This window comes from Nocardiopsis sp. N85, assembly GCF_028882275.1.
In the GTDB taxonomy this organism is placed as follows: Bacteria; Actinomycetota; Actinomycetes; order Streptosporangiales; family Streptosporangiaceae; genus Nocardiopsis; species Nocardiopsis lambiniae.
Genome location: NZ_JARBUT010000022.1, coordinates 16,491 through 38,840, shown reverse-complemented (window position 1 = coordinate 38,840; position 22,350 = coordinate 16,491). Strand labels below are relative to the sequence as shown.

Annotated in this window: 22 protein-coding genes and 2 tRNA genes; 10 read left to right on the top strand and 14 right to left on the bottom strand. The window is 71.4% G+C overall.

The window, feature by feature from the left end; all coding sequences use genetic code 11:
* Positions 1-108 precede the first annotated feature (108 nt).
* Positions 109-567, bottom strand: a complete 459-nt coding sequence (locus tag PWG71_RS24055) for a DUF4442 domain-containing protein (protein WP_274812322.1) — start codon at positions 565-567, stop codon at positions 109-111.
* A gap of 131 nt (positions 568-698) precedes the next feature.
* Here PWG71_RS24055 and PWG71_RS24050 point away from each other — a divergent pair.
* Positions 699-787, top strand: a tRNA-Ser gene (locus PWG71_RS24050).
* Positions 788-1,239: 452 nt separating this feature from the next.
* Here PWG71_RS24050 and PWG71_RS24045 read toward each other — a convergent pair.
* Positions 1,240-2,022 carry a helix-turn-helix domain-containing protein gene (locus tag PWG71_RS24045; protein WP_274812258.1) on the bottom strand — a complete coding sequence of 261 codons (783 nt, stop codon included), beginning with the start codon at positions 2,020-2,022 and terminating at the stop codon, positions 1,240-1,242.
* A gap of 442 nt (positions 2,023-2,464) precedes the next feature.
* Here PWG71_RS24045 and PWG71_RS24040 point away from each other — a divergent pair, with 442 nt between their 5' ends.
* From PWG71_RS24040 to PWG71_RS24030, 3 genes are all read left to right on the top strand, one after another.
* Positions 2,465-2,677: a hypothetical protein gene (locus PWG71_RS24040; protein WP_274812256.1), complete on the top strand. Its 213-nt coding sequence runs from the start codon at positions 2,465-2,467 to the stop codon at positions 2,675-2,677.
* A 106-nt stretch (positions 2,678-2,783) separates the two neighbouring features.
* Positions 2,784-3,167 carry a hypothetical protein gene (locus PWG71_RS24035; protein ID WP_274812255.1) on the top strand — a complete coding sequence of 128 codons (384 nt, stop codon included), beginning with the start codon at positions 2,784-2,786 and terminating at the stop codon, positions 3,165-3,167.
* A gap of 282 nt (positions 3,168-3,449) precedes the next feature.
* Positions 3,450-3,824 carry a VOC family protein gene (locus tag PWG71_RS24030; RefSeq protein WP_274812254.1) on the top strand — a complete coding sequence of 125 codons (375 nt, stop codon included), beginning with the start codon at positions 3,450-3,452 and terminating at the stop codon, positions 3,822-3,824.
* 217 nt (positions 3,825-4,041) lie between these two features.
* Here PWG71_RS24030 and PWG71_RS24025 read toward each other — a convergent pair whose 3' ends face one another.
* Positions 4,042-4,968, bottom strand: a complete 927-nt coding sequence (locus tag PWG71_RS24025; protein ID WP_274812253.1) for a universal stress protein — start codon at positions 4,966-4,968, stop codon at positions 4,042-4,044.
* A gap of 356 nt (positions 4,969-5,324) precedes the next feature.
* Positions 5,325-6,923 carry a MinD/ParA family ATP-binding protein gene (locus PWG71_RS24020; RefSeq protein WP_274812252.1) on the bottom strand — a complete coding sequence of 533 codons (1,599 nt, stop codon included), beginning with the start codon at positions 6,921-6,923 and terminating at the stop codon, positions 5,325-5,327.
* Between the two features lie 158 nt (positions 6,924-7,081).
* Here PWG71_RS24020 and PWG71_RS24015 point away from each other — a divergent pair, with 158 nt between their 5' ends.
* Together PWG71_RS24015 and PWG71_RS24010 are read left to right on the top strand one after the other, a co-directional pair.
* Positions 7,082-8,056 carry an NAD(P)H-quinone oxidoreductase gene (locus PWG71_RS24015; protein ID WP_274812251.1) on the top strand — a complete coding sequence of 325 codons (975 nt, stop codon included), beginning with the start codon at positions 7,082-7,084 and terminating at the stop codon, positions 8,054-8,056.
* 35 nt (positions 8,057-8,091) lie between these two features.
* Complete coding sequence (locus PWG71_RS24010; protein ID WP_274812250.1) at positions 8,092-8,622, top strand: bacterial proteasome activator family protein; 531 nt, start codon at positions 8,092-8,094, stop codon at positions 8,620-8,622.
* A 77-nt stretch (positions 8,623-8,699) separates the two neighbouring features.
* Here PWG71_RS24010 and serS read toward each other — a convergent pair whose 3' ends face one another.
* On the bottom strand, positions 8,700-9,962 hold the full coding sequence (serS, locus tag PWG71_RS24005) for a serine--tRNA ligase (protein WP_274812249.1): 1,263 nt from the start codon (positions 9,960-9,962) through the stop codon (positions 8,700-8,702).
* A 136-nt stretch (positions 9,963-10,098) separates the two neighbouring features.
* On the opposite strand from serS, the gene PWG71_RS24000 reads away from it, so the two are divergent.
* A complete protein-coding gene (locus PWG71_RS24000) occupies positions 10,099-10,266 on the top strand; it encodes a hypothetical protein (RefSeq protein ID WP_446725091.1) in 168 nt (55 codons plus the stop codon).
* A gap of 265 nt (positions 10,267-10,531) precedes the next feature.
* Here the strand turns inward: PWG71_RS24000 and pheA are convergent, their stop codons facing one another.
* From pheA to PWG71_RS23965, 7 genes are all read right to left on the bottom strand, one after another.
* Complete coding sequence (gene pheA / locus PWG71_RS23995; protein WP_274812247.1) at positions 10,532-11,479, bottom strand: prephenate dehydratase; 948 nt, start codon at positions 11,477-11,479, stop codon at positions 10,532-10,534.
* Positions 11,480-11,517: 38 nt separating this feature from the next.
* Complete coding sequence (locus tag PWG71_RS23990) at positions 11,518-12,219, bottom strand: DUF4446 family protein (protein ID WP_342456004.1); 702 nt, start codon at positions 12,217-12,219, stop codon at positions 11,518-11,520.
* Positions 12,220-12,270: 51 nt separating this feature from the next.
* Entirely contained in the window at positions 12,271-13,110 is an 840-nt protein-coding gene (locus tag PWG71_RS23985) for a glycosyltransferase family 2 protein (RefSeq protein ID WP_274812244.1), read from the bottom strand.
* Positions 13,111-13,121: 11 nt separating this feature from the next.
* Positions 13,122-13,478, bottom strand: coding sequence for an STAS domain-containing protein (locus PWG71_RS23980; RefSeq protein WP_274812243.1), 357 nt, complete (start codon positions 13,476-13,478; stop codon positions 13,122-13,124).
* A gap of 132 nt (positions 13,479-13,610) precedes the next feature.
* On the bottom strand, positions 13,611-14,243 hold the full coding sequence (locus tag PWG71_RS23975; RefSeq protein WP_274812242.1) for an ATP-binding protein: 633 nt from the start codon (positions 14,241-14,243) through the stop codon (positions 13,611-13,613).
* Between the two features lie 123 nt (positions 14,244-14,366).
* Positions 14,367-16,415, bottom strand: a complete 2,049-nt coding sequence (locus PWG71_RS23970) for a sensor histidine kinase (protein WP_274812241.1) — start codon at positions 16,413-16,415, stop codon at positions 14,367-14,369.
* 76 nt (positions 16,416-16,491) lie between these two features.
* Positions 16,492-16,821: a rhodanese-like domain-containing protein gene (locus PWG71_RS23965; protein ID WP_274812239.1), complete on the bottom strand. Its 330-nt coding sequence runs from the start codon at positions 16,819-16,821 to the stop codon at positions 16,492-16,494.
* A gap of 84 nt (positions 16,822-16,905) precedes the next feature.
* On the opposite strand from PWG71_RS23965, the gene PWG71_RS23960 reads away from it, so the two are divergent.
* Positions 16,906-17,457 (top strand): SSI family serine proteinase inhibitor, encoded by a 552-nt coding sequence (locus PWG71_RS23960; RefSeq protein WP_274812238.1) that lies wholly within the window; start codon positions 16,906-16,908, stop codon positions 17,455-17,457.
* Positions 17,458-17,549: 92 nt separating this feature from the next.
* On the opposite strand, the gene PWG71_RS23955 is transcribed toward PWG71_RS23960, so the two are convergent.
* On the bottom strand, positions 17,550-18,161 hold the full coding sequence (locus PWG71_RS23955) for a TenA family protein (protein WP_274812237.1): 612 nt from the start codon (positions 18,159-18,161) through the stop codon (positions 17,550-17,552).
* 268 nt (positions 18,162-18,429) lie between these two features.
* Here PWG71_RS23955 and PWG71_RS23950 point away from each other — a divergent pair, with 268 nt between their 5' ends.
* Complete coding sequence (locus tag PWG71_RS23950; protein ID WP_274812236.1) at positions 18,430-20,832, top strand: beta-xylosidase/alpha-l-arabinosidase; 2,403 nt, start codon at positions 18,430-18,432, stop codon at positions 20,830-20,832.
* Positions 20,833-21,009: 177 nt separating this feature from the next.
* On the opposite strand, the gene PWG71_RS23945 is transcribed toward PWG71_RS23950, so the two are convergent.
* Positions 21,010-21,092: transfer RNA gene (locus PWG71_RS23945), tRNA-Leu, on the bottom strand.
* 230 nt (positions 21,093-21,322) lie between these two features.
* Here PWG71_RS23945 and PWG71_RS23940 point away from each other — a divergent pair.
* On the top strand, positions 21,323-22,087 hold the full coding sequence (locus tag PWG71_RS23940; protein WP_446725090.1) for an FhaA domain-containing protein: 765 nt from the start codon (positions 21,323-21,325) through the stop codon (positions 22,085-22,087).
* The last annotated feature ends 263 nt before the right edge of the window (positions 22,088-22,350 follow it).

The window sequence follows — 22,350 nt, the reverse complement described above, 5'->3', positions numbered from 1 at the left end:
GTCAACGTACCCAGCGGAGACGACAAAGCGACGAGCCCCGGACGGACCCGTGAAAAGGGGGCGCGACCAGGGCCGATCGTGTTCGTTATGTGGCTGTGGGGGCGGGTGTCACTTCCGGTTCGGCTTGAGCGTCCAGATGATCGTCATCTTGCCGGTGACGGTGCCGTCCGCCATACGGATCTCCACGTCGATGGGGAACTCGGGGCGCCGGCCCCCGTCGAGTTCGGCGATGACCTCTTCGCGCGGGCGGCCGAGCACGGCCTCGGCGGTCAGGTCGCCGGTGGCCATCTTCAAAAAGTGGATCTCGGCCTTGGTGGGCAGGGGCAGGGCGCGGTCCATGGTGTCGCCGAAGGTACCGACGATGATGGCGCCGGAGGCCGACTCGGCCAGGGTGAACATGGCGCCCGCGTGCGCCCCACCGATGTGGTTGTGGTGGTCGGGGTCGTCGGGCAGGCGCATCTCGGCGCGGCCGAGGTCCAGGTCGATGAAGGAGAGGCCGAGGGTGCGGGCGAAGGGCACCGCGGCCAGGAAACCGGACTTGACCATCTCCGCCGTCTCGGCGTTCATGTTTGCCATGTCTCGAATGTTACTCGCGGGTAACCCACACACGCCACCCTGGCGCCGGGAAGTTCCCCGGCGGCCACGTGCCAGGTGGACGCGTGGGCTACGATGACCCACGGAGACCGAGAGGTCCCGGGGGAGGGTTCGCATAGCGGCCGAGTGCAGTGCTCTTGAAAAGCACCAAGTCCTTGACGGGGCTTCGTGGGTTCAAATCCCACACCCTCCGCGAAAGGCCGTCTGCCGGGAAGCAGGCGGCCTCTTTCGTCGCCGGGGTCGGTCGGCCCGGCCGCCACGGCTCGGGCAGCGGTCCTCCTCCCCTCAGCAGCGGGTCGAGTTCGCCCGGCGGGCGGCCGGCGCCGCGTCCGCCTCCCCGGCGTGCCGGGGACGGGCCCGGAGCGCTTCGGACAGGGCGTCGTAGAGTCTCGTGGGGTGGAGCCGGTACCAGAGTCGCCCGAAGGGCCACCTGTCGGGAAGTGGGAGCGGTCCGGATCGGAACAAGGGAAGGTGACCCGCTCGGCGTCGTCTCGTACGGCTTCCGACGCTTCGGGGAGCCGGACTCGGTCCTCATCGGCCGGAACGCCGCGGATCGGGCGCGGCTCGGTCGTACCGATGCCTCAGAGAAGGGCCCGGCGCGGGCGGGAAAGTCCTTGGGATCACGCGGGGAGGGATCGCCCTAGGTCAGCGGCCCGTGGCGCGACCCCTCTCGCCGGTCTCCGGACCGGTTCCGTGAGCAGCCGTCGGGGTACCGGTCGCGGCCCGCCGGGTGACGGTGCGGCGCTCGGTGACGGGCTCCGGTCGACGCTGCGGGGCGGCCGGTTCCGGTTCCGGTTCCGGGACGTCCTCGGAGTCCGGGTCGGCGTGCAATGAGTCCGCGAGCCTGTCCCAGACCTCGGAGATGTAGCGCCGCTCCCGCCGGGAGAGCCGCGCGTCCGTGGTCTTGACCAGCATCGTGACGACGGCGATGCCATCGCCCTCCTTGGGGTGGAACACCTCGTAATCGATGACCGGCCCCGACATGAGGACCTCGGCGATCTCGCCGGGCACCGAGGAGGGATCCGCCTCCGGGCGGCCACGGGAGGTCTCCGACCCACCCGTTTCCTCCTCCTCGACCAGTTCGGCCGGCGCGTACTTGAGGACGAGGTCCTTCTCCCCGTGGGGCGCTCCGAAGTCGACCCGGATACGGGAGCCCTGACCGTGGGCGACGACCACCCCCTGCCCGTAGGAGTCGTGTTCGACCCGGTCCCCGACCTCGGTCGAAGGCTCCCCGACCTGCTCCTCCGTGTTCCCGAGGACACGGTCCAGGGACACCCAGGTGGCCTTGTTGGGTTCGACCAGGTCGGCCTCGATGTTGCGGATGGTGCCGCGCGACACCCCCACGAGACCGGCGAGTTCGTTCTGGGACAGGCCCAGCTCGTTGCGCCGCGCCTTGACGAGTGCTCCCCTCGTCGGTTTCTCCACCATGTTCCGCCTTCCCACGTCGCGTCCGTGTCCAAGGTTACTTCTGGCGGTGGCCGTTGTGCACAGGGTCGTCATGAGCATCGACTGTCATACGTTCCGCCTGGAACACGGCAATCCGGGCAAGCATGATTGACCACTTGGTCACCTCTGTTTGCACAATCTTGACCACGTGTGCCATCATCTCCGAGCGGGTCACAGGAGCCCCCGGGTTCACTCCCGTCTTCCCGGGGACACCCCTGTGCCCCGATGGAGCACGACTCCGGATCGCGGCCGCCGTGGACACGGGGGCGTTCACGGCGGTCGCCCCGGCCGCTCCCCCTCGTCCATCCGGCCGTCGCCGACAACGGCCACAGGCCCGCCCACTCCTAGGAGAACAGTCATGATGCCGACACACGAGCACCCCCTTCGGCACACCCGGCCCGCATCGTCGGTGTCTTCCAGGGCGATGGTCTCCCAGGGTGGAGGGATCGACACCGCGGCTCTCGGTGAGGCGCTCGACGCCGCGGCGGAGCACCTGCGCGCCTGGCGGTGGGAGAAAGGCATCCGCCCCGTCGGTGGCCTGGAGGACGCCGCGCTGATGGGAGCCGTCAACGCCGCGGTGCTGGCCTACGAGGACGCGCGGCTCTCCGCGCTCCTGAGCATCGACGTCATGCCCTGAGCCCTTCGTCCGCGGAAATCGCGCACGGATCGGTCACCTTGTCCACTCGCTTCGGGGGACCATCGCAGAATCTGAGCAACATTGATCACATGACAGGAGCACGACCATGGTCAGAGTCAACAACGGACGCCACCGGAAGCCGCACTCGACGGCGACGTCCCGGCTGTGGTGGGCGTGCGCTTCGGCGCTGGCGTGGATGCTGAGCGCGGTGTCGTCGGTCCTCACCCGTTCCAAGGACCGCGGGCTCCGCGCGGCGTTGGAGGCGCCACCGCGACGCCCGGCGCTGGAGGCCGCACCGGGGCCGTCCCCGCACGGGACACCGGCCGCCCCCCGACCGACTCTGGTGCCCCGGTCCAGGACCGAGGACCCCCTGCCCTTCCTCGACGCCCACGCCGAACCCCTGGTCCGCCCGTACGTGCTCGTCAACGGAACCCCCGACCCGCTCCTCGGTGACGCGGCCGAGGGAGCGTACCGGTTCCGGGCCCGGTGATGCCCTCCGCGACGTGCGGAGGAGACCGCGGTTCGGCCGAGGTGTCGACGGAGCGGTTCCAGGTTCCGCCTTCCGGGAAAGAGCCGCCAGCCCTGGGGTGACCGAGGGGGAGAGGCCTCCGGGACTGGCCCCGGGGCTCGGACCGCCGGTCTTGCTCACGGCCGTGGCACCGCGCGAAGGTCCTCGGCGGCGTCGCGGGCCCGGATCCGGGCCCGACCCGCGAAGGACACGGGATGGGTCGGACCGTCGACAGGGCACGGGTGGGCGTGGAAGGCTGCGGGCATGATCGGACGGCTGCACACCTTCGTCTACGACTGTTCCGACCCCGAGGCTCTGGCGGCGTTCTACGCCGAGCTGCTGGGAAGACCCGTCAGCCTACGGGACGGCGACTGGGTGGTGATCGGGGACCGAGAGGAATGGCCGGTCATCGCGTTCCAGAAGGTCGATGGCCACCGACCGCCCGCGTGGCCGGATCCGGGAAGACCGCAGCAGGCGCACCTCGACGTGTGGGTCGAGGACATCACCTCCGCCGAGAAGCGGGTGCTGGAGATGGGCGCGACGCGGCTGCGGGTCGAGGAGGACGGGGACCGCGTCTGGTTCCGTGTGTACGCGGACCCCGCCGGGCACCCCTTCTGCCTGGAGTACGACGCCGTGTGACGAGGGAATCCCCGGAGAAGAGCAGGGCGTCGCCCGTGGTGGTGTCCGCCGTCTCCCTGCTCGTGGCGGTGCTCGTCCGGTGGCTGCCGGACCGGCCGCTGTGGGCGGCGATCCTCGTGAGCGTGCACGTGATGTTCCTGTGTGGGCACCGCGTGGAGCGTCTTCCACCACGCCCGGAAATGAGGCCCCGGCGGGGCGGACCCCGCCGGGATCCGCGCTATTCGTCCTCGTCGGCGTGCTTGGGGAGCACGATCACCGGGATCTTCGATTGGTGGAGCACCCCCTGGCTGACCGAGCCCAGGAGCAGACCGCGGACGGTGCCGCGGCCCCGGGAGCCCACGACGATGGCGTCGGCGCCCTCCGCCGCCTCCAGGATGGCGTTCACCGGACCGTTCTGCGTACGCACCACGGTGACGTCGATGTCGACGTCGTCGCGTTGCTCGTCGATGGCCTCCGCGAGCAGTCCGGCCACCAGTTCCTCGGACTGCCGCTCGAACAGGTCCTCCTGGGGCCGGTACCCCGCGGCCGTCAGGGCGACCGGGTCGTACGGGTAGGGCACCTCCCAGCTGTGCACCACCACGAGTTCGCCCTCGTTCTGGGCGGCCAGGTCGACCGCCAGGCCCAGGGCGCGGTTCCCGTTGGGGGAACCGTCCACGCCGATCACGATCCGCTTCAGGCCGGTGGTCGCCGGCTTCCCCTCGCGCGAGGGCACCACCGCGACCGGGCACGGCGCGTGTGCGGCGACGCGGACGCTCACCGACCCGACGAACAGCGACTTGACGGTGCCCATGCCCCGGGTGCCGATCACGATGAGGTCGTGCGGGTGGCTCTGGCGCAGCAGTGCCAGCGGCGCCTCCTCCAGCGCGGTGACCGTCTCGGTCCGCGCTGCGGGTTCGACCTTGGCGACGTGCGCCACGGCGTCCCGGAGCACCTCGGTGGCCTGTCCCTGGATCTCCTCGCTCGGTTCGAACCGAACCGGCCCACCGTACGCGGACACGATCAGCGGCATGCCCAGGGCGTGCACGATCCGCAACGGCGCATCCCTGCGGACGGCCTCGGCCGCCGCCCATTCCAGGGCCGCCTGCGCGTTGTCCGACCCGTCGACGCCCACCAGTACGAGCGGTGCGCGGTCCTTGTTCACCATGTCATGACCCCTTTCAGCCACTCATCATCACCGAGTACACCATCGGAAGCCGGGAACGCCACAGGGGAGAAGGTAGCGGATGCGAGGGTCTTCGGTCCGTATCGCCGGAATGCGGTACCGCCACCGGAACGCCGGTGCGGTGCGGCCCCTGCCGCCCGATCCCGTGACCGGGCCGCGCACGCCACCGCGTACACGGGAACCGATGTCGACGATGTCGGCCCCTCCCGCCTTCAGTGGTCCCGCCCCGGGTCGGACCACGTGCGCACGGCACCGATGAATGTGCCCGGCGCGGTCGTGGATCCCCCGGCCTCCTCTTCGTCCACTGCCCACGAGGAGGCCGGGGAATCCGGGGCCCGTCACCTCTGACGGGCGAAACCCTCCCCTACCGTCGCCGCCAGTTGGAGGTAGGCGTCCTGGGTGGCGGGGGCGAGCCGGTCGAGGTCGACCTCGGCGCCCTCTTCGAGGTGTCCGTCCCAGGGGACACGGACGACGGTGCGGCACCGGGAGGCGAAGTGGCCTTCGAGCCGTTCGAGGTCGACGCTGCTCTTGCTGTCGGAGCGCACCATGGACAGCACCACGACGGCGTCGCGCACCAGTTTCTCGTGTCCGTGCGCCTCCAGCCAGTCGAGGGTGGCGCTGGCACTGCGCGCCCCGTCCACGGAGGCGGAGCTGACCAGGACGATCTGGTCGGCCAGCCCGAGCACGCCGCGCATCGCCGCGTGCAGCAGCCCGGTCCCGCAGTCGGTGATGCAGATGGAGTAGAAGTGCTCGACGAGCCGGGCGACCTCCCGGTAGTCCTCGTCGCCGAACGCCTCGGACACGGCGGGATCGCGGTCGGAGGCGAGGATCTCCAGCCGGCTGGGCGCCTGGGAGGTGAACCCGCGGATGTCGGCGTAACGGGCCACCAGGTGGCGCTCGTTGAGCAGGTCGCGGATGGTCGCGGCGGTCTCCAGCCGCACCTTGTCGGAGAGGGTGCCGCGGTCGGGGTTGGCGTCCACGGCCAGTACGCGGTCGCCGCGCAGGGAGGCCAGGGTGGCCCCGAGGGCGACGGTGGTGGTGGTCTTGCCGACCCCGCCCTTGAGGCTGAGGACCGCGACACGGTGGTGGCCGGTGGCGACGGGTGTGCAGGCCCGTGCCACGAGTTCCCGGCGGCGGAGCACCTTGGGCGATTCCCCGGGGTTGACCAGACCCAGGGTGGCGGAGTGCACGGCGCGCCGCCAGCCGCCGCTGGGTCCCTGCCGGCGGTTGCGGACCAGGGTCGCGGCGTTGAGGGAGTCGGAGGTCTGCCGTTCGTTCGGGACCCCCGAGGCCGGGGGCGTCGGGGGGACGGTGGGGGGTTCCGGGGCCACCGGCGGGAACGCGAGCGGCGCGGGGGCGGGGCGGTACTCCGGCCTCGGCCGCTCCACGGACACGGGCCGCGCCTCCGCGGCGGGGGGCTCCTGTTCGGCGTCGGCCCCCGGCTCCAGGGGCGGCAGTTGTTCGGGTTCGGGAACGTCGGCGTCGCGTCGCAGGTCGCGGGGGGCCAGGGGATCGTCGGCGACGGGGGCGGGGCGGCCGGGGCGCTCGCGCACGCGTGGCATCAGCCGCACGGTGTCGGCTCGCACCTCCGCCTCGGCGTCATCGTCGTCCTCCGCCGGGGGGTGCGCGGACACGGGCTCCGACGGGACGCGCTCCGTCTCCTCCTCGGCGGGCGGCTCGTCCGGGAGGTGCCGCGGCGACTCCAGCGGCGCGTGCGCCGTCTCCAGCGGAATCGGCGCGGCGTACGGCGGGGGCGGCGGGGCGTCCCCGCCGAACCACTGTTCGCGCGGGCTCGGCGCGTCCGGCAGGCGCGACGCGAGCTCGGTGACGTCCGCCCCGAAGTCGTCGGTTCCGTCCTCCGCCCGCCGCCACGGGGACGCGTCGTGCTCCTCTGCCTCGAAGCCTGCGTCCGGCCCGTTCTGATCCTGGTGTGACACCGGAGTTCTCCTGCGTGAAGGGGGTGTACTGCGGAGAGAGGGGTACCCCGCCGGGGAGCGGGGGTCGCTCCCTGGTTTCACTCTTACCCGCAGTGGCCCGGCAAAGCATCCCCCATCCCATCCCGAACACGATCCCCCGAGCGGATACGGTCGTTCCCATGCACGCGATCCGTATCACCGAACCGGGAGGGCCAGAGGCCCTGTCCTGGTCACAGGTCCCAGATCCCGTCGCCGGCGAGGGGGAGGTCCTCGTCGAGGTGGCCGCCACCGCCGTCAACCGCGCCGATGTCGTCCAACGGCAGGGGCACTACCCGCCCCCGCCCGGCGCCTCCGAGTACCCGGGCCTGGAGTGTTCCGGGACGATCGTGGAACTCGGTCCGGGCACCGAGGGATCCGGCTGGTCGGTGGGCGACGAGGTGTGCGCGCTCCTGGCCGGGGGCGGTTACGCCGAGAGGGCGGCGGTGCCGGTCGGTCAGCTGCTGCCGATCCCCGAGGGTGTGGGGGTGACCGAGGCGGCGGCCCTGCCGGAGGTCGCCTGCACGGTGTGGTCGAACCTGGTCATGGTCGGCGGCCTGCGCGCCGGGGAGACCGTCCTGGTCCACGGCGGCGGCAGCGGCATCGGCACGTTCGCGATCCAGTTCGCCCGCGCGCTGGGCGCCCGGGTGGCGGTCACCGCCGGGAGCGAGGAGAAGCTGGCGTTCTGCCGTGACCTCGGTGCGGAGATCACGATCAACTACCGCACCGAGGACTTCACCGAGCGGATGCGCGAGGCCGGCGGCGCGGACCTGATCCTCGACATCGTCGGCGGCTCCTACCTCGACGCCAATCTCCGCTCGTTGGCCACGGGCGGCCGGCTGGTGGTCATCGCCCTCATGGGCGGCCGCTCCGCGGAGGCCGATCTGGGCCGCATGCTCACCAAACGCCTCTCCCTGCACGCCACGTCCCTGCGTTCGCGACCTCTCGACGAGAAGTCGGCCATCGTCGCGGGAGTACTGGAGCAGGTATGGCCGTTGGTAGAACAAGGAGCCATCCGCCCCGTCGTGGACCGCACCCTGCCGATGCGGAACGCGGCGGAGGCGCACAGCGTCATGGAATCGAGCGCGCACACCGGCAAGATCCTGCTCACCCGCTGACGGGCACGGTCGACGACATCCATATAAGGGGACAGATGAGCAACGCAGACGATTCGAAGGAGCAGCCGAAGGTGCTGGTCGTGGGCGTAGACCCGCATGAGGGCGACGACGATCACGAGGGGCCCCGCTCTCTCGCCGACATGGTGGAGCAGCCCGCCAAGGTGATGCGGATCGGCAGCATGATCCGACAGTTGCTGGAGGAGGTGAAGGCGGCCCCGCTCGACGAGGCCAGCCGCACCCGCCTCAAGGAGATCCACACCTCCTCCATCAAGGAGTTGGAGGACGGCCTGGCCCCCGAGCTGATCGAGGAGCTGGACCGCCTCACCCTGCCGTTCGCCGACGGCACCGCCCCCAGCGAGGCCGAACTGCGCATCGCGCAGGCACAGCTCGTGGGATGGCTGGAGGGTCTGTTCCACGGCATCCAGACCACGCTGTTCGCCCAGCAGATGGCGGCCCGCGCCCAGTTGGAGAACATGCGCAAGGCCCTGCCTCCGGGAGTCGCGGGACTCCAGGCCCAGCCTGGCCAGGTCCCGGCGGAGGAGCACGTCTCGGGCCCCTACCTGTAGACCGGCCCCTTCGCGAAGGAGCCCGCCCCCTCATCTCTCGGGGACGGGCTCCTTTCCTCGCGCGGCGGAGTCGCGGGTCAGGCGAGGGGCTCCAGCACGTCACGGCCCAGGTAGGGGCGCAGCGCCTCGGGGACGACGACCGAGCCGTCCTCCTGCTGGTGGTTCTCCAGGATGGCGACGATCCACCGGGTGGTGGCGAGCGTGCCGTTGAGGGTGGCGGCGAAGCGCGACCTGCCGTCCTCGTCCCGGAAGCGCACGTTGAGGCGGCGGGCCTGGAACTCGGTGCAGTTCGAGGTGGAGGTCAGCTCGCGGTAGGTCTCCTGGGTGGGGACCCACGCCTCGCAGTCGTACTTGCGGGCGGCGCTGGTGCCCAGGTCCCCGGCGGCGATGTCGACCACGCGGTAGGGGAGTTCGAGCTTGTCGAGCATCTCCCGCTCCCAGGCGAGCAGCCGCTTGTGCTCCTCGTGCGCCTGGTCCGGGTGGGTGTAGACGAACATCTCCACCTTGTTGAACTGGTGCACCCGGATGATGCCGCGGGTGTCCTTGCCGTAGGAGCCGGCCTCCCTGCGGAAGCACGGCGACCAGCCGACGTACCGGTTGGGCAGGGAGTCGGCGGGCAGGATCTCCCCGGCGTGGTACCCGGCCAGCGGCACCTCGGAGGTGCCCACCAGGTACAGGTCGTCGGCGGGCAGCCGGTAGACCTCGTCGGCGTGGGAGCCGAGGAACCCGGTGCCCTCCATGGTCTCGGGCTTGACCAGGACGGGCGGGATCATCGGGGTGAACCCGGCGGCCACGGCCTGGTTCATGGCCATGTTGAGCAGGGCCAGCTCCAGCTGGGCGCCGACGCCGGTGAGGAAGTAGAAGCGGGAGCCGGACACCTTCGCGCCGCGCTCCATGTCGATGGCGCCGAGCTTCTCGCCCAGTTCCAGGTGGTCGCGCGGGGTGAAGTCGAAGGTGCGCGGGGTGCCGACGGTGTCCAGGACCTTGAAGTCGTCGACGCCGCCCTCGGGGGCGCCCTCCTCGACGATGTTGGGGATCCCCGCCACGACCGTGGCGAGTTCACCGGCGAGGCGGTCGGCCTCGGCCTCGGCCGCCTTGACGTCGGCGGCGAGCCCCTTGGCCTTGGCCAGGAGCGCCTCGCGCTCCTCGGGGGACGCCTTGGAGACCGACTTGCCGACACTCTTCTGCTCGGCCCGCAGGGTCTCGAAACGAGTGAGCGCGGAGCGTCGCTCGGCGTCGAGTTCGAGCAGCCGGTCGGCGACGGAGGGGTCCTCACCGCGGGCCCGCTGGGAGGCACGGAGTCGTTCGGGGTCTTCTCGGAGAGCGCGAAGGTCGATCACGTTTGCAGGTTACCGTCCGGGCCCGCCCGCCCCGACATCTTTTCCGGGTTCGCGTCATGAACGCGGTGTCACCACGTCATCACCATGAGAGATGACGAGGTCCGGGAAGGGAACGGCAGTGAAACCGTTGAGAGAGATGACCACCGAGGAACTGAGCGCCGCGTTGGAGGCCCTGGACACCGAACGGCCCCGGGACACCGCCCTGCGCTTGGCGCTCTACCTGGAGCTGCGCCGGGCCGCGGCCGAGGAAGAGGAATGGGTGTTCAAGGGCGAGGGCGAGGCCGGCGACGTGCTGGACTCCTAGGGCGTGTTCCTCGGATGCCCCCGCCCGCCTCGTCGGGGCCGAGGTCCCGCGGGCGGCCGTCCGGGCCGTCCCTCGCGAGACGAGGGGCGGGGCCCTCCGGCGACGCGGACGTCCCTGCGGGGTGAGGGCCCCTTCGGTGGTCGCGCGGCCGAAGCGGTCCGGGGAACGAGGACGGTGTCGGCGCGCGGGGGCGGCGACGCGGCGCTCCGGAGGAGGGGGCCGCCGTCGATCGGAGAACCGTCCGCCCGGGGTGACGACGGGTGGGTCAGTCGATCCCGCCGGAGCGGATCCGGGCCAACCACCGCTCCGACGCGGCGTAGTCCGCCTCGGTCGCGGGCCGGGGGCGCAGCGGCGGGTCGACTTCGGTGGCCCGCCCGCTGCGCGGATAGCTGCCGAGGAAGCGCACGTCCCGGCAGACCCGGCGCAGTCCCATGAGGGCCTCGCCGACGCGGGCGTCGGCGACGTGACCTTCGGCGTCGATACAGAAGCAGTAGCTGCCCAGCCCGTCCCCGGTGGGACGGGACTCCAGCCGGGTGAGGTTGACCCCGCGCACGGCGAACTGGGTGAGGACCTCGATGAGCGCGCCCGGGTGGTCGTCGGCGATGAACGCGACCACCGAGGTCAGGTCGGTGCCGGTCGGCTCGGACGGCCGCCCCGGCCGGGACAGGTAGATGAACCGGGTGGCGGCGTCGGCGCGGTCGCCCACCCCGGTGGCCAGGGCGTGCAGCCCGTAGCGCTCCCCGGCGATGACGGCGCAGATCGCGGCGTCGTAGGGCGTTCCGGGCTCGGCGACGCTGCGGGCGGCGGCGGCCGTGGAGGAGACGGTGTTCGTCTCGGCGTCGGGCAGGTGGCGGCCCAGCCAGCCCCGGCACTGGGCCAGGGCGTGCGGGTGGGTGGCCACCGTCTTGACGTCGGCCAGGGTGGTACCGGGCCGGGCGAACAGGGCGAACTCCACCGGCACCGCGGTCTCGCCGCTGATGACGAGCGGTTCGCCGTTGATGAGTTCGGCGATGGTGGAGGTGACGCCTCCCTCGACCGAGTTCTCCAAGGGAACGACGCCTCCGGCGACCTCGCCGGAGCGGACGGCGTCGAAGACCGCCGCCACCCCTTCACAGGGGATGCGCGCGGTGTCGGGCACGTCAGGGCGCAGGGCGCGCAGGGCGGCCTCGGTGAAGGTGCCCTCGGGGCCGAGGTAGGCGTAACGGTCGGGCATGGTGCTCAGGCTATACGCACCCGGGGCGCCGGGGTCGGTCACGGTTCGCGGCGCGGCTCGGGTGCCTTGCGGATCGCGGTCCGGTGTCGCGACGGCGCGGCAGCGTCGCGCGGTCCGGCCGGTTCCACCGCCTTCGGGTCCCCGGTTCCGGTTCCCGTCTCGGCCTCGACATCCGCGTCGCGCGGTCCGACCGGTTCCACCACCTTCGGGTCCCCGGTCTCGGGCTCGGTGTCGGCCCCGTCCGACGCCCCGGGCTCGGTCCCGGGTTCGGGCTCGGAGACGACCGTCACCGGTGCCTCGGCGTCCTCGGGTACCACCGGACCGGCCACCCGGGTGACGGGCGTGGTGGAACGGACGCCGTCGCCCAGCCGGGCGGCGCGGACGACGCGGTACTCCTCGGGGCTGAGCAGGGTCTCGGACTCGCCCCGCACCACCGCCTTGGCGTAGGTGCGCGACTCGGTGCGCCCGTTGATGGAGGTGACGACCACCCCGTCCCCGTCGCCGTTGAGCAGCGCCAGGGAGAAGGACCGGGCCCCGGACATCTCCTCCAGGGCGTCGTAGTGGAGCACCGCCATGTCGCGCACGGCGAATGGATCGATACCGCCGGCCTGCGCGGATGCGACGGCGCGTTGGGCGAGGACACGGGTGTCGGCGTCGATGGCACGTGCCCTGGCCAGTGCGTACCCGCCGAAGGCGAGTCCGCCCAGCCCCGTGAGCACGCCGAGGACGGCCAGGATCATGGTGAACACCGTGTGAGCGTATCGCCACCGAGAGCACCCATGGTGCTGTTATCAGCGATTTTCACCGGAGGATGGCCGACTCATGCCCCGCCGCCGACCCGCGCCGCCGATCCGGCCGCGCGGTCCCGCCAGGGTCCGGCGCACGACGGCGGGCAGTTTCCGGACCCCGAGGGCCCGGAGGACGTCGGTGAACTGGCGCGCCCGGTGCAACTGGGCGCGCATGTCCGTTCCGGTGGCGCGGTGCTCCAACGGCACCTCCACCTCGATCACCCGCAGGCCCGCGCGCAGGACGTCGATGGTCAGTCCGGTCTCCACTCCGAAGCCGGGCGCCAGCGGCCGCGCGGCCTCGAACGCGGCCCGGGTGATGCAGCGCTGCCCGTTGAGCGGTTGCTCGGGTTCCCACCCGGTGGCGCGGCGCACCCCGCCCCGGGCCAGGCGCACCACGAACCCGTGCCCGCCCAGGCGCAGGCGGGTGGCCGGGAACAACGCGATGGTCATGTCGGCCTTGCCCTCGACGACGGGGTCCAGCAGGGGCGCCGCCCCCGCGGCGCTCGCCTCCAGGTCCGCGTCGAGGAAGAGCAGGTGTCGGGGCGGGCGAACGCCGCCGGTCCCCTCCTCGTGCTCCTCGATGAGCCGAACGCCCTCGGCACCGGTCTCCATGGCCGCGCCCTTGCCCCGGTTGCGGCTGTGCCGGAGCACCCGGGCCCCGGACGCCAGGGCCGCCTCGGAGGTGCCGTCCGTGGAACCGTCGTCGACCACGATGACCAGGTCCACCCCGGGCAGGGCCCGGGCGGCGGTCACGGTGCGGCCCACGCGGGCGGACTCGTCCTTGGCCGCGATCACCACGGCGATCCCGGTCGGCTCGGGGCCGCCGGGCCTTCCCCGTATCATTCCCGGCCGGTCTACGACGCGGTCCCGGTCCCCGCGGCCACCGGCAGCGCGTCGGTGTCGGGGTGGATGACGAAGACCTCGTGCAGGCCGGTGACCTCCAAGACCTTCATGACGGCCGGTTTGGGCGCGACCAGTTCCAGGTCGCCGCCCTTGTCCCGGGAGCGTTTCATGGCCGAGAGCAGCACGCTGATGCCGGTCGAGTCACAGAACTCGGTCGACGACATGTCGATGACCAACCGTCGGGCCCCCTCGTCGAGGGCCGCGATGAGTTCGTCGCGCAATCGGGGTGCCGTGTACAGGTCGATCTCACCGCCGACGGTTACCACCGCGAGGTCATCTTGAGATCGGCTCGATATCTTCAACTCCACAGTCGTGACTGTAGCGGCCCGCTCCGGGCCGGGCCACCTCGTGGACGGTGTTTCGCGACATCGGTCCCCTTCCCTCCCGAGGGGGCCGACAACGGCGGCCCCTGCGGCCCGGGACGGGGACCGCGTGCCAGGTCAGAGCAGAGCGCCTCGGACACGGCCGCCGTCGTGGACGGCGAAGGACAGGGGGCCGGAGGATCTGGCACCGGTATCGGGACGAGCGGTCGAGGGCCGGTCCGGGGTCGAGGTCGGTTCGATCACCGCGCCGGTCGTGCCCGCCCCGGCGCCGCCGTCCTCCGCGGACAGGTCCAGGACGGCCCACACCGTGGTGGTGGTCGCGTCCATCTCGGTGCCCCAGCGGCCGGACAGGTGCTGGACGATCCCCAGGCCTCGGCCGCCCAGACCGGAGGTGGAGGGTCGGGCCACCCGGGGCATCGTGGTGGATCCACCGTCCCGGACGGAGATCTCGATCCAGCCGCCGACCCCCCGGGAACCGTCGACCTCCGCCCGCCAGGAGACACCGACGCTGTTGGCCGGGTTGGCGGGGGTGGGCAGGGGGCTGGCGTGCCGCAGGGCGTTGCTGACCAGTTCGCTGATGATGAGGGCGGCCTCGTCGATGCGGTCCTCGTGAATCTCCATGGCGCGCAGATCGTCGCTGAGACGTCGCCGCGCGCCCATCACGCTGTGGGGAACGTAGGGGAGGATGACGTGCCGCTCGACCTTGCTCGGGTGCTCCCCGGCGTCGAACGGGGTGTGATCTCCTGACACGGCTTTCGTCCCTGCGCGTTCGTGCTCTGGTGCGGTCCGGAACCCGCCCGTTGTGTGACGTCGAATTCCACCAGGGGTGGAAATGCCCCGATCACCTCGAACGGAAACCAACGTCCAGGTGAATCAACCGGTTCGGCCGGCCGTGGGACGCGCGGATCGTCGGCGTGGCAGGGGTTCGGGGTTTGGGGATATTTTTGACGACTCCTGTGACGCGGGTGGCTTGAAGGACGTCTGCCCACCGGTCACACCGGCCCGGACGGCCGCCACCCCGGGTGGTTCGACGATCGCCGTCCGCGGGCCGTCCGGATCGGGGCCGGCGCCCCCGTCCCGGTGCAGCGGAAGGGTGAAGTACATCCGGGTACCGCGCTCCAGCCGACGGGCCCTGACGTCCCCGCCCTGGTCCTGGGCGAGTTTACGAACGATGTACAACCCCAGGCCCAGGCCACCGAAACGACGCCGGTCGCCGCGCACCCCGCCCTGGAAGAACCGCTCGAAGACCCGCTCCTCGTCGCCCGGCCGCAGACCGGGGCCGTCGTCGTCCACCGACACCGCGACCTCGTCGCCCTCCACGGTCACCGTGACGTGCACCGTGCCGCCCTCGGGAGAGAACTTGATCGAGTTGTCCAGCAGCTGGTCCATGATGATGCCGGTGGCCAGCGGGTCGGCGAACACCGTCGGCAGGTCGTCCGAGGCGGAGAGCACCACGTCGTGCCGGTCGGACAGGGAGCGGAACGTCATCACCGCCTGGCGCAGCACCTGGGACAGCTCGAACGGGACCGGGTTGACGTCCAGTTCGCCCCGGGAGGCGTCCGATCCCAGGCTGAGCCTCTCCACCAGCAGCGTCAGCGCCGTCGACCGGTCCACGATGTTGCTCACCGCCTCGCGCTGCGCCTCCGAGCTCATCCGCGACCATTTGCGGATCAGGGTGGTGGCGAACCCGTGGATCGCGGTGATGGGGGTGCGCAGTTCGTGGCCGGTCGTGGCCAGGAAGGCCTCGCGTTCGTCCTCCATCGCCTTCTGCGCGGTGATGTCGCGAAAGTCCACCACCCACTCGTGGGTGCGGGGGATGCGCGCCATGAGGATCTCCAGCCAACGTCCGTCCTTGAGGCGGTGCTTGACCGGACGGCCGTGGCAGGCGGGGATGGGGAACGGCGGATGGCGGCCCTCCACGATCTCCGCCGGGTAACCGGTGAGTTCGACCGCCGACCGGTTCCACTTGCGCACCCGACCGCCGAAGTCGAGCACGGCGATGCCGTCGGCGCTGGAGTCGGCGACGGCCTGTTCGTGCACCCGCTGGTGGTTGAGCTCCTCGTAGGCCATCGCGTTGCCGATGGCCACCCCGGCGTGGGCGGCCAGCAGTTCGAGCAGTTCGAGTTCGACGTGGCCGACCTTGCGCTGACTGTAGAGCGCGTACAGGGCGCCGTAGGGGCGTCCGTGCACGTTGGACACGCACAGGGCGATGGTGTGCAGGCCGGGCAGGTCGGCCCAGACCAGGTCCTGTAATCCCCGGGTGTCGTCGTTGGCGAGCAGCACCGACTTGCCGCTGCGCAGCAGCTCGCCGAACAGACTGGTCTCCAGCGGGGCGCTGTACCCCTGGAGGGTCTGGGAGAGCCGGGTGATGCTCACCAGCTCCACACGGTCCTCGTTGAGCAGGACGAAACCGCCGGCGTCGGCGCCGGTCAGCTCGGTGATACCGCTGGAGATGCGGTCCAGCACCGATTGCAGGCTGAGGTCGGCGTTGATGTCGACGACCACGTCGGTGAGCCGGCGCACCAGCCGGGCCCGCTCCATGGCGGCGGTGTGCGCCTGCGCCTCGTTGTCGGTGGGGTAGAGCGTGAGCACCCAGCCGTCGTGCCCGCCGTCGGGCGAGGTGACGGCGGCGGTGCTGACGCGCACGTCGATCGGGGTGTCGTCACGACGCACGCGCCGGGTGTGGATGGTCAACGGGGGCCCGGCGCGCACCTGTTCGAGCACCGCGCCGTGCTCGGCCTTCAGCTCGGCGGGGACGATCGGCAGCCGCCCCCCGATCACGTCCTGGGACCGCCAGCCGAACAGACGCTCGGCCGCCGGGTTCCACAGGCAGACCCGGAGTGCGCTGTCGAGACCGACCACCGCGTCCGCCGACGAGGCCAGCACGGCTGCGGCGCTGAGGGGCGCGCGCTCGGAACTCACGTCGTCATAGTGCCACTCGAAGGCCCCTTGGGGCAGGGCTTTGGGCAATCCGATCGCTTTCGGGCCCCGATGGGACTCAGATCACTCTCGGCTCGGCGTCCGAGGAGGTCTCCATGTCGAGCCCGGTGAGCTCCCAGGCCTGCATGCCGCCGGCGATGTTGACCGTCTCCCACCCCGCGTTGTTGAGCGCCGCGACGGCCTGCGCGGAGCGGCCGCCCGCCCGGCAGACCACGTACACCCGAACGTCCCGGGGGATCTCCCCGGCCCGGGTGTTGAGCTCGCCGAGCGGGATGTGCACGGCGGTGGGAGCGTGGCCCGCGGCCCACTCGTCGTTCTCGCGCACGTCGAGCAGGTACCCGCCCTCGGGAACCTCGGTGACGTTGACCTCGGGCACGTTGCCGAACATCCTCAACCCCCTGTTGATCCGTGATCGTCTGAAAAGTCCGGGAAAGGAAGGGAACCGAACGTGACGCGGTGACGTCCAAGCGTCATGGCTCAGCACACCATCGCGACGGCCCTGCCGACCCGCCTCGCCGCGCTCGCGGCCCTCGGCCTGCTTCTCACGGCCTGTGGCAACGAGCCCACCGAGGTGGGCGCCCCGGCACCGGGGTCCGACGAATCCAGTCCCTCCGCCCCCGACCAGGATGCCCCCTCCGAGGAGGGGGACGGTACCGAACCCCAGGAGAACGAGCCGGCGGACGGCTCCTCCGACATCGAACTGACCATCGAACGCTCCCTCGGAGACGAGGACGGCCTGACCCCCGAATCCGGTTTCGAGGAGGGGGTGTGGACGCTCACCTGTGCCCCCGAGAGCGGGGACCACCCCGACCCCGAGGCGGCGTGCACGGAGATCGAGGAGGTCGGAACCGACCCCTTCCTCCTCGACACGAGCACCATGACGTGCACGATGCAGATCGGCGGGCCCGAGGTGGTCCGGGTGACCGGCCATATCGACGGCACCGAGATCGACACCGAGTTCAACAAGCGCAACGGTTGCGAGATCGAGCGCTTCTCCGAGGTGGAGGCGGTGATCAATCCCTGATCGAGCCGCCCCGACGCAGGACGACGGGGGTGCGGGGCCGACGCCCCGCACCCCCGTTCTCCGTTCCCGCGACCTTTCCGGCGCCCTCGCGGTCAGGTGTGGGGGGTGTCCCAGAAGGCGAGTTCGTGGCGCATGCCCTCGCGGAAGAAGCGCTCGGCGCGCTCGGGGTCGGGGGCGGCCTCCTCCAGTCTGCGCCCGTACCGCTCGGTGAGCTCGGTGAACGCCGGGTCGGCGTAGGTCTCCACCCACCTGCGGTAGCGAGGTTCGTCCGGCTTGTTCTCGGCCAGGGCCAGGCCGAGCCGGTTGTACCCCCACATGCACGGGTAGACGGCGGCCAGGCCGTCCCGGTAGTCGGCGGCGGCGTCGACGATCCACGCGGTGTAGGCGGCGCAGGCCGGCCCCTTGTCCCGAACGGTGAGGTCGGCGCCGAACCCACCGGCCAGGGAGCGGTGCAGTTCGAGCTCCTCGTTGAGGGTGCTGTGCGCGATGCCGACCAGGTCGGCCAGGTGGTCGTCGGGGGCCTGCCAGGCCAGGCGTGAGAAGGCGCGCGCGTAGTCGAGCAGGTAGAGGTGGTCCTGCTCCAGCCAGTAGCGGAAGGCCCGGTCGTCGAGGTCGCCCCGGGCGATGCCGGCGACGGTCGGGTGCGCGAGCTGTTCGGCGACCATGGGTCGCCCGATCTCGTGAAGGCGTTCGATGATTCCCACGCCCGCAGTGTGCCATCCGGGTCGTACGGGCCGAGGCGGCGCCCCCGGCGTTCGGGTTCTCCGAAATTTTCGGTATCCGATCGTTCCATCATCCCTCCGGTCACTCACCCCATACAGCGGCGAACAGGGCTTTTTCTCCGGAGATCTCCGGATTCTGTGATTCACCTCTCTCCACTTCTTGACCCGGGTGTCCGCCGAACGTACATTCTCGTTCCATTGGTTTCGATAAAACTTCCGAAAGTTTCTAAGCTCCGGAAAGGACACCCGGATGACCTCACCCCCCGAACCCCTCGAAGGCGCCTGGCGGGACACCTCCCTGCCCGCCGGCGTCCGGGTCGACCGGCTGCTGGCCGCGATGACCCTGGAGGAGAAGGTCGCCCAGCTCAACGGTGTGTGGGTGCGCGCCGACGCCTCCGGTGCCCCGGTCGCCCCCCACCAGCACGACGCCTCCCGCGAACCCCTGGTGTGGGAACGGGTCGTCCAGGACGGGCTCGGCCAGCTCACCCGCCCCTTCGGCACCGTCCCCGTGGACCCCGCCGCCGGACGCGCCTCCCTGGCCCGCAGCCAACGCGAGATCATGCGGGCCAACCGCTTCGGCATCCCCGCCATCGCCCACGAGGAGTGCCTGACCGGCCTGGCCGCCTGGCGGGCCACCGTCCACCCCGTCCCGCTCGCCTGGGGCGCGACCTTCGACCCCGACCTGGTCGAGCGGATGGCCCGCGCCATCGGGGAGACCATGCGCCCGCTCGGCGTCCACCAGGGCCTCGCCCCCGTCCTGGACGTCACCCGCGACCCCCGCTGGGGGCGCACCGAGGAGACCATCGGCGAGGACCCCCACCTGGTGGCCACCATCGGCACCGCCTACGTGCGCGGCCTCCAGTCCACCGGGATCATCGCCACCCTCAAGCACTTCGCCGGTTACTCGGCCTCCCGCTCCGGCCGCAACCTGGCCCCGGTGTCCATCGGCCCCCGCGAGTTCGCCGACGTCATGCTGCCCCCGTTCGAGACGGCCGTGCGCGAGGGCGGCGCCCGTTCGGTCATGCACGCCTACAACGACAACGACCGGGTCCCGGCCGCCGCCGACCCCCGGCTGCTCACCGACCTGCTGCGGAACCGCTGGGGATTCGAGGGGACCGTCGTCGCCGACTACTTCGGCATCACCTTCCTGCACACCCTGCACCGGGTCGCCGAGGATCCCGAGCGGGCGGGCGCCCTGGCCCTGACCGCCGGTGTCGACGTCGAACTCCCCGACCCGCACTGCTACCGGGACCGGCTCGTCGGTCTGGTCCGCTCCGGGGAACTCGACGAAGGACTCGTCGACCGGGCCGCCCGCCGCGTCCTGCTCCACAAGTGCGATCTGGGCATGCTCGATCCCGACTGGTCCCCCGACCCCGACGACTCCCCCGTCGACCTCGACCCGGCGGCGCACCGCGACCTGGCCCGCACCCTCGCCGAACGGTCCATCGTGCTGCTCGACAACCCGCGCGGGGCCCTGCCGCTGACCGCCCCGCGCACCCTGGCCCTCGTCGGCCCGCTCGCCGACACGCCCGACGCCATGCTCGGCTGCTACACCTTCCCCTCCCACGTGGGCCGCAGGCACCCCGAGGTGCCCCTCGGCGTGTCCGTCCCCACCGTGTACGAGGCACTCCACGGCGAACTGCCCGGCACCCGGATCGTCCACGTCCCCGGCTGCACGGTGGACGGTCCGGAGACCGACGGCATCGACGCGGCCGTCGCGGCGGCCCGGGACGCCGACGTGTGCGTGGTGGTGCTCGGCGACCGCTCGGACCTGTTCGGTCGCGGCACCTCGGGGGAGGGCTGCGACGCCGAGGACCTGCGTCTGCCCGGGGTCCAACAGGACCTGTGGGAGGCGCTGACGGCCACCGGCGTCCCCGTCGTCGCGGTGCTGATCACCGGCCGCCCCTACGCGCTGGGAGCGGTGGCCGACGCCTCGGCCGCCGTCGTGCAGGCGTTCCTGCCGGGTGAGGAGGGCGCCTCCGCCATCGCCGGAGTGCTGTCCGGCCGGATCGGGCCCGGCGGCCGCCTTCCCGTGTCGGTCCCTCGCTCGCCCGGCGGGCAGCCCACCACCTACCTGGGCGCCGACCTGGCCCACCACGGGGAGGTCAGTTCGGTGGACCCCTCCCCCCGGCACCCGTTCGGGCACGGCCTGTCCTACACCTCTTTCTCCTGGGAGGACCCGCGCGTCGACGGACACCCGCTCGACGGGGGACCGGCCCGGACGTCCACCGACGGGGAGGTGACCGTGGGCTGCACCGTCCGCAACACCGGGCACCTGGCCGGGACGGAGGTCGTCCAGGTGTACCTGCACGACCCCGTCGCCCGGGTGGCCCTGCCGCGGCGGCGGCTGGTGGGGTACGCGCGGGTGGACCTGGAGCCGGGGGAGGCCCGCGCCGTCGACTTCACCGTCCACGCCGACCTGTCCTCCTACACCGGGCCCGACGGGCTGCGCGTCGTCGATCCGGGCCGGTTGGACCTCATCCTGGCGGCCTCCGCCACGGACACCCGGCACACGTTCACCGTGATGCTCGAAGGCTCCGCCCGCACCGTCGACCACACCCGCCACCTCACCGGAACCGTGCGGCTGGATCCGGTGGGGGAGGTGGTCCCCGGGGACCGGGAGATCACGAACCGGTCCCGGATCGGAGACTGAGGGCGCGGAGAAGAAGGGGGAAGGGAAAGAGGAAGGGGAGGGGGATCTCGCGTCCGGGACGACGGATCCGGCCATGGCCGGGAGCGGTCACCGTGGCCCCGGGCGGTCCCGAGCACCCGATTCCGGACATGCGAGAACCCGGTGACGATCGAATCGCGATCTTCACCGGGTATCTTGTGGGCGAGGAGGGATTTGAACCCTCACATCCTTTCGGACACACGGACCTGAACCGTGCGCGTCTACCGTTCCGCCACCCGCCCGAGTGACATGCATTCAGTTGTGTTGCCAGGTGATTCGGGCTTTTCGTCCGTTTCCCCTGGCGACATGGATAAGGCTAGCACGGCCCGGAGGTGGGTCGCACATCGTTTCTCCCGGGGTTCCGAGAGGCGCTCCGCGCCCCTCTTGCGGGGGTACGTATGAAACCAGGGGCACCATCGCCCGGTTACGATCGTCTACACATACGGATGTGGAGTACAAAGGGAGGTACCTCGTGGGAGTGCTCCAACGCTTCGAGCGCAGGCTTGAGGGCATGATCGAAGGCACCTTCGCGATGGCCTTCAAGTCCGAGTTGCAACCGGTCGAGGTGGCGAGCGCCGTTCAGCGGGAGATGGACGAGCGCGCGGCGATCGTCGCCCAGGGCCGCACCCTGGTCCCCAACGACTTCATCGTCGAACTGGCGACCAGCGACAAGGAGCGCCTGGAGGTCTACGCGGACAGTCTCGGCCAGGAGCTGTCCAAGCTCGCCCGCGACTACGCGACGGAACAGGGTTACTCCTTCGTCGGCCCGGTCCGGGTCCACTTCAGGTCCGACGACGGGCTCAAGACCGGCCGCTTCCGCATTCGTTCCGGTGTGGTCCGCGGCACGATGGTGAGCAAGGAGGGCGAGGTCCGCACCCCGGTGGGCGACCCCACCCCCGGCACGCAGCGCCAGCCCGGTCGCCCCCGTCTGCTGATCTCCCCCGGCGGCGCCACCGCCGAGGGCAGCATCGCCAGCCACGGCATGCAGCAGTCCTTCGAGCTGACCACGCCGGTCACGCTCCTGGGCCGCGGCACCGACTGCGACCTGCGCCTCGTGGACAACGGCGTCTCGCGTCACCACGTGGAGATCCGCCTGGACGGGGACGAGGCCATCCTCGTCGACAAGGGTTCCACCAACGGGACCTTCGTCAACGGTCAGCAGGTGCGCCAGGCCCGCCTGGTGGACGGCACCAGGATCAGCCTCGGCCGCACCACCATGACGTTCCGGCGCGACTGACCACGGACCGGGTGACGGTCGAAGGACTCCACCGGCCGGCGCGATCCGGACGCAACCAACACCCTCGCGCCGGCGTCACAAAGGTCGAGTCCGAGGTCGGGTCCATTCCGGACCCGCTGTCGGATATCCGGCCGGGAAGGTAGTCTCCGCGAAGACCCGACCGATCGGGCACAATGGCCGCGACCCGAAGGCCGCGGACCAGCGACCTCAACTCACCGACGCGAAGGTGGGGAAGACACGGTGACGGCGCCGATGACCGCCAT

Bases quoted from the DNA above. Each gene is read 5' to 3' on its own strand.
- PWG71_RS24055 (WP_274812322.1), bottom strand. From the start codon at position 567: ATGAACGCCGAGACGGCGGAGATGGTCAAGTCCGGTTTCCTGGCCGCG.
- PWG71_RS24035 (WP_274812255.1), top strand. From the start codon at position 2,784: ATGGTCAGAGTCAACAACGGACGCCACCGGAAGCCGCACTCGACGGCG.
- PWG71_RS24045 (WP_274812258.1), bottom strand. From the start codon at position 2,022: ATGGTGGAGAAACCGACGAGGGGAGCACTCGTCAAGGCGCGGCGCAAC.
- PWG71_RS24000 (WP_446725091.1), top strand. From the start codon at position 10,099: ATGACCACCGAGGAACTGAGCGCCGCGTTGGAGGCCCTGGACACCGAA.
- PWG71_RS24015 (WP_274812251.1), top strand. From the start codon at position 7,082: ATGCACGCGATCCGTATCACCGAACCGGGAGGGCCAGAGGCCCTGTCC.
- PWG71_RS23990 (WP_342456004.1), bottom strand. From the start codon at position 12,219: ATGATCCTGGCCGTCCTCGGCGTGCTCACGGGGCTGGGCGGACTCGCC.
- PWG71_RS24040 (WP_274812256.1), top strand. From the start codon at position 2,465: ATGGTCTCCCAGGGTGGAGGGATCGACACCGCGGCTCTCGGTGAGGCG.
- PWG71_RS23950 (WP_274812236.1), top strand. From the start codon at position 18,430: ATGACCTCACCCCCCGAACCCCTCGAAGGCGCCTGGCGGGACACCTCC.
- PWG71_RS23985 (WP_274812244.1), bottom strand. From the start codon at position 13,110: ATGATACGGGGAAGGCCCGGCGGCCCCGAGCCGACCGGGATCGCCGTG.
- PWG71_RS23960 (WP_274812238.1), top strand. From the start codon at position 16,906: ATGGCTCAGCACACCATCGCGACGGCCCTGCCGACCCGCCTCGCCGCG.
- PWG71_RS24030 (WP_274812254.1), top strand. From the start codon at position 3,450: ATGATCGGACGGCTGCACACCTTCGTCTACGACTGTTCCGACCCCGAG.
- PWG71_RS24010 (WP_274812250.1), top strand. From the start codon at position 8,092: ATGAGCAACGCAGACGATTCGAAGGAGCAGCCGAAGGTGCTGGTCGTG.
- PWG71_RS23965 (WP_274812239.1), bottom strand. From the start codon at position 16,821: ATGTTCGGCAACGTGCCCGAGGTCAACGTCACCGAGGTTCCCGAGGGC.
- PWG71_RS24025 (WP_274812253.1), bottom strand. From the start codon at position 4,968: ATGGTGAACAAGGACCGCGCACCGCTCGTACTGGTGGGCGTCGACGGG.
- pheA (WP_274812247.1), bottom strand. From the start codon at position 11,479: ATGCCCGACCGTTACGCCTACCTCGGCCCCGAGGGCACCTTCACCGAG.